This is a genomic window from Chamaesiphon sp. VAR_48_metabat_403 (assembly GCF_031422475.1).
In the GTDB taxonomy this organism is placed as follows: Bacteria; Cyanobacteriota; Cyanobacteriia; order Cyanobacteriales; family Chamaesiphonaceae; genus Chamaesiphon.
This window is the reverse complement of sequence record NZ_JANPLS010000063.1, coordinates 1-4160: the sequence shown is the minus strand read 5'-3', so window position 1 is coordinate 4160 and position 4160 is coordinate 1. Positions and strand designations below refer to the sequence as shown.

General features: G+C 47.3%; 3 protein-coding genes. 1 reads left to right on the top strand and 2 read right to left on the bottom strand.

Annotation, left to right across the window (positions count from 1 at the left end):
* Positions 1–265: 265 nt before the first annotated feature.
* The gene (locus RMO79_RS03040; RefSeq protein ID WP_310481582.1) at positions 266–1372 is read left to right on the top strand and encodes an HhoA/HhoB/HtrA family serine endopeptidase; all 1107 of its coding nucleotides are present in this window, start codon (positions 266–268) and stop codon (positions 1370–1372) included.
* Positions 1373–1673: 301 nt separating this feature from the next.
* On the opposite strand, the gene RMO79_RS03035 is transcribed toward RMO79_RS03040, so the two are convergent.
* Both RMO79_RS03035 and hemH read right to left on the bottom strand, forming a co-directional pair.
* On the bottom strand, positions 1674–2672 hold the full coding sequence (locus tag RMO79_RS03035) for a stage II sporulation protein M (protein ID WP_310481581.1): 999 nt from the start codon (positions 2670–2672) through the stop codon (positions 1674–1676).
* A 96-nt stretch (positions 2673–2768) separates the two neighbouring features.
* Entirely contained in the window at positions 2769–3932 is a 1164-nt protein-coding gene (hemH, locus tag RMO79_RS03030) for a ferrochelatase (protein ID WP_310481580.1), read from the bottom strand.
* Between the last annotated feature and the right edge of the window lie 228 nt (positions 3933–4160).

Sequence of the window (4160 nt, the reverse complement as noted above, 5' to 3'; positions counted from 1 at the left end):
ATTCTTAGTCATCGCTGGTGGTGGTGTTGGTTGTCCTTGTAAGCCTAGCCCTAGCCTCACTACTCCATTACCTCCTGAAACTCCCCCCACACGCAATCGCGCACCTAGCGGTCGCGGTTAATCTATTCAGTTAGATAATATCAGAGCGGGGATGAAACATGGTTTCATCCCCGTTTTTTGTCTAAAGTGCTGTAAATAGCTAACATTCATCGTAAAAATTGCCACAATTAAAGAATAAGAGTTATTACCAATCGTCGAGTGCAATATGAAACTGTCCAAAATAGGTTGGGCGATCGTCACGATCGCGATAATTATTGCTACCTACTTACCCTTACCAGTATTAGCCGCAATCCCCCCTGCCGCCATCGTCGCCGATAATAGTGGCGAGAGCTTTGTTAGTAAGGCTGTAGAGCTAGTCGGATCGGCCGTTGTCAGGATCGATACCGAACGGAAGATTACCCGCCGGATCGATCCATTTTTTGGCGATGAAGCCTTGACGGGATTGCCCCAACAGCAACTATTACGCGGTCAGGGTTCGGGCTTTATTATCGATCGAGATGGGATAATTTTAACTAACGCTCATGTTGTCGATCGAGCTGATAAAGTGACCGTGATCCTCAAAGATGGGCGCAGCCTCGAAGGCAAAGTCCGAGGAGTCGATCCCGTCACCGATTTAGCCGTAATTAGAGTCAGTGGTGCCAAAAATTTACCGACGGTTAAGTTGGGGAACTCAGATTTAGTTAAAGTCGGCGATTGGGCGATCGCAGTTGGTAACCCCTTCGGATTAGATAATACAGTAACATTAGGTATCGTCAGCACCCTCAAACGTGCCAGTTCTACCGTCGGGATGACCGACAAACGCCTCGATTTCATCCAAACCGATGCAGCAATCAATCCGGGTAATTCCGGCGGCCCCCTGCTCAATGCTAAGGGAGAAGTCATCGGCATCAATACCGCCATCCGTGCCGATGCGACGGGGATTGGCTTTGCCATTCCGATCGATAAAGCCAAAACAATCGCCACTCAACTAGCACGCGGCGAGAAAGTTTCGCACCCTTATTTAGGCGTGCAAATGGTCACGCTCACCCCAGAAATTGCTGCTGAGAATAATAACGATCCCAATGCCCTCTTCCAAATTCCGTCGGTTAATGGGGTACTGGTAATTAAAGTATTGCCAAATACCGCCGCATCTGTCGCCGGAATGCGCCGAGGCGATACAATTCTCGATGTTAATGGCACGGTAATTCACGATGCCAATCAGTTGCAAGATGTGATGGAAAATAGTCATGTCAGCGAACAAATTCAAGTCCGGATCTTACGCGACGGGAAGGATCGGATCGTTAAAGTCGTTCCTAAAGAATTAAATTCTTAGTGGGAAGCCTACCATCTTGCCCACCCCCCCAGCCCCTCTCCCTGAGCTACGGTGTATACACATCTCTAGGGAGAAGCGAAATTGGTGAGAATCCCCCTACATCCCCCTTTCCAAGGGGGACTTTAAAGCCCCCTTTCCAAGGGGGTTGGGGGATTTAGATCTCAAAACGAAGTCTATCCGACTTGTGTATACACCGTAGCTCCCTGAGGGAGAGGGGAGCCGGAACCGGAGGTGACGGCGGGGTGAGGGCATAGGGTTTCGCTAGTAAGAAGTCTGTCTGAAGCGGATTTGGTATAAAATCCTAATTACTAGGTATTTCTTGAGATCGTTGGCGGAGCCGTTCCTCTGGAACATCGCGACGTAATGTATAGAGAATTAATAATATAAATAATCCCGTACCCGCCAAATATTTAAACGGGCTAGGAATAAATTCTTGAGGTGAAAAGAATCCCTCGATCGCGCCAGCAATTAGCAACATTGGGAAAATACCCATAACTAACTGTGCTGCTTGTCCACCATAAATTCGCAATGCATCTCGCCTGCGATGTCTACCAGGAAATAATAGACCCCTGGCAATTAATAAACCCCCACCACCTGCAATAAAAATTGCAGGTAACTCTAACGCACCGTGGGGAAAAACAAACGCCCAAAATGGATAAGCCAGACCGTTTTGCCCCACTAAAGTCGCGACAGCACCGATTAAAACCCCATTATAAAATAAAGCATAAATCGTCCAAAATCCGGCTAAAATGCCACCCGCAACCATCCGAAAAGCCACGCTGAGGTTATTAATCGCAATACTACTCGCGGCAAACGGCTCGGTACCGATAATCGAACCCATCCACAGTTGATTTCGATCGCGGACTTTTTCAATCATACTTTGAGGTACGACTAAAGACATAAAACTGGCATCTTGCCATGCAAACCACCAGGCAATCAGCCCGCCAATTAAAAAGATGGCGAAAGCAATTGCCGTATAGCCCCAAGTTTCGCGTAATACTTGTGGTAATTTCCACAGGTAAAAATCGATCGCACCGCGCAATTCTTGTCGCCTAGAACCACGATAAATTTGACTATAGCCGCGAGTTGTCAGTGCTTGCAATTCTTGAACGATCGTTTGACCGATTTGATTGGTATTAGCGCGCGCCAAATCTGCGGCTACCGATCGATACAAGCTGGCTAGCGTCGCAATCTCTTTGGCATTTAACGATTTAATCCCGCGCTGCTGGGCGCGTAGGAGTAATTTATCTAGTTCTTGCCATTTACCTTGCCTTCTGGCAATCCAACGTTGAATATTCATCTTTATGAAGGGGATAGGAGATTGAGAATAAAACCGATCGGCACTATCCACTATCCACTATTCACTATCCACCTCCACGATTCACTATCCACCAACCTAAAGTATCCCAAATAGGTGTAAAGGGCCGCGACCAGTAAATATTTCCACGATTACACCAATAAACCCTAACATCGCCAGACGACCGTTCCAGACTTCTGCGGCGTTGGTGAGACCCATCTCCCATTTTTCTTGGGGATACATCTTAATTTTTTTCTTCATCTGGGTGACCCGATCGATATCCAGACTGGGGGCTGCGGCAGCGCGCAGGACTAGATCGACCAACGTTTGGATGAAAATGGGGTTAGTATCCAACGCGGGTACCCTGTTGAAGGTATGAACGCCTGCTTCCTCGGCAATTTCTCGATATTCGATATCGATTTCTTCAAGAGTTTCGATATGCTCTGAGACAAAGCTAATCGGGACGACAACTAATTCATCGACTCCTTGAGCGGCTAATGCGACGATCGCATCTTCGGTATAGGGCTGGAGCCATTCCACGGGGCCGACTTTGCTTTGATAAGCCAGGGAATGTTCGTTTTTGCGCCCTAGTGTCTGCATAATCAGCTTGGTGCAGTCTTCAATCTCGGCTTGGTAAGGATCGCCAGCCTCTTGAATGTAGCTTACTGGTACGCCATGCGCGCTGAAAAACACATGCGCGCGATCGGGATTTGGGCATTTATCGATTTCGGCAGCAATCATCGCGCTCATGGCGTTGAGATAACCTGGCTCTTGATACCAATCGGCAATGACCGTATATTTCGGCGGTTGGAGTTGGGGGTTTTCTTTCCAGATTTTTTCAATCAGCCGGAAACTCGAACCGCTAGTACTGATCGAGAATTGAGGATACAACGGGAGAATTACTAATTGCTCGACTCCATCTTGTTTAATTTGAGCGAGTGCATCTTCGGTAAACGGGTGCCAGTATCGCATCCCAATGTAAACTTTGGCATCTTCACCTTGCGATCGCAATTGGTTCTCTAATGCTCGTGCTTGCTCTTCGGTAATCCGTCGCAGCGGCGAGCCGCCACCAATTTTCTCATAATTGGCCTGAGATTTCTTCGCTCGTGAAGTCGAAATGATCCAAGCTAGCGGCTTTTGTAATGCCGCAATTGGAATCCGAATAATTTCTGGGTCGGAAAACAGGTTAAACAAGAACGGACGCACATCCGATAATTGCTCCGGTCCGCCCAAATTCAGCAGTAAAACCCCTAATCGACCCATAACGGTTGCGCTTTCCCAGTATGTTGCAAATTCTTCACTAATTTTAACAATTATATAGTTTTATCGGTAGATGTTTGCCAATGCAGATACATAAGTTTAATTTTAGTCCACAAATGTTCTTAGTAAGGGATTCGCCTGAAAATAAAGTACCAATAATTTCTAGAGATCGGTTTCGGCTACGCCCAACCTCCGAGGGTTGAGCGTAGCCGAAACCCGTTTTGCTGGTAC

Excerpts from the sequence above, each read along its gene's own strand:
- RMO79_RS03040 (WP_310481582.1), top strand. The coding sequence starts at position 266 with ATGAAACTGTCCAAAATAGGTTGGGCGATCGTCACGATCGCGATAATT.
- RMO79_RS03035 (WP_310481581.1), bottom strand. The coding sequence starts at position 2,672 with ATGAATATTCAACGTTGGATTGCCAGAAGGCAAGGTAAATGGCAAGAA.
- hemH (WP_310481580.1), bottom strand. The coding sequence starts at position 3,932 with ATGGGTCGATTAGGGGTTTTACTGCTGAATTTGGGCGGACCGGAGCAA.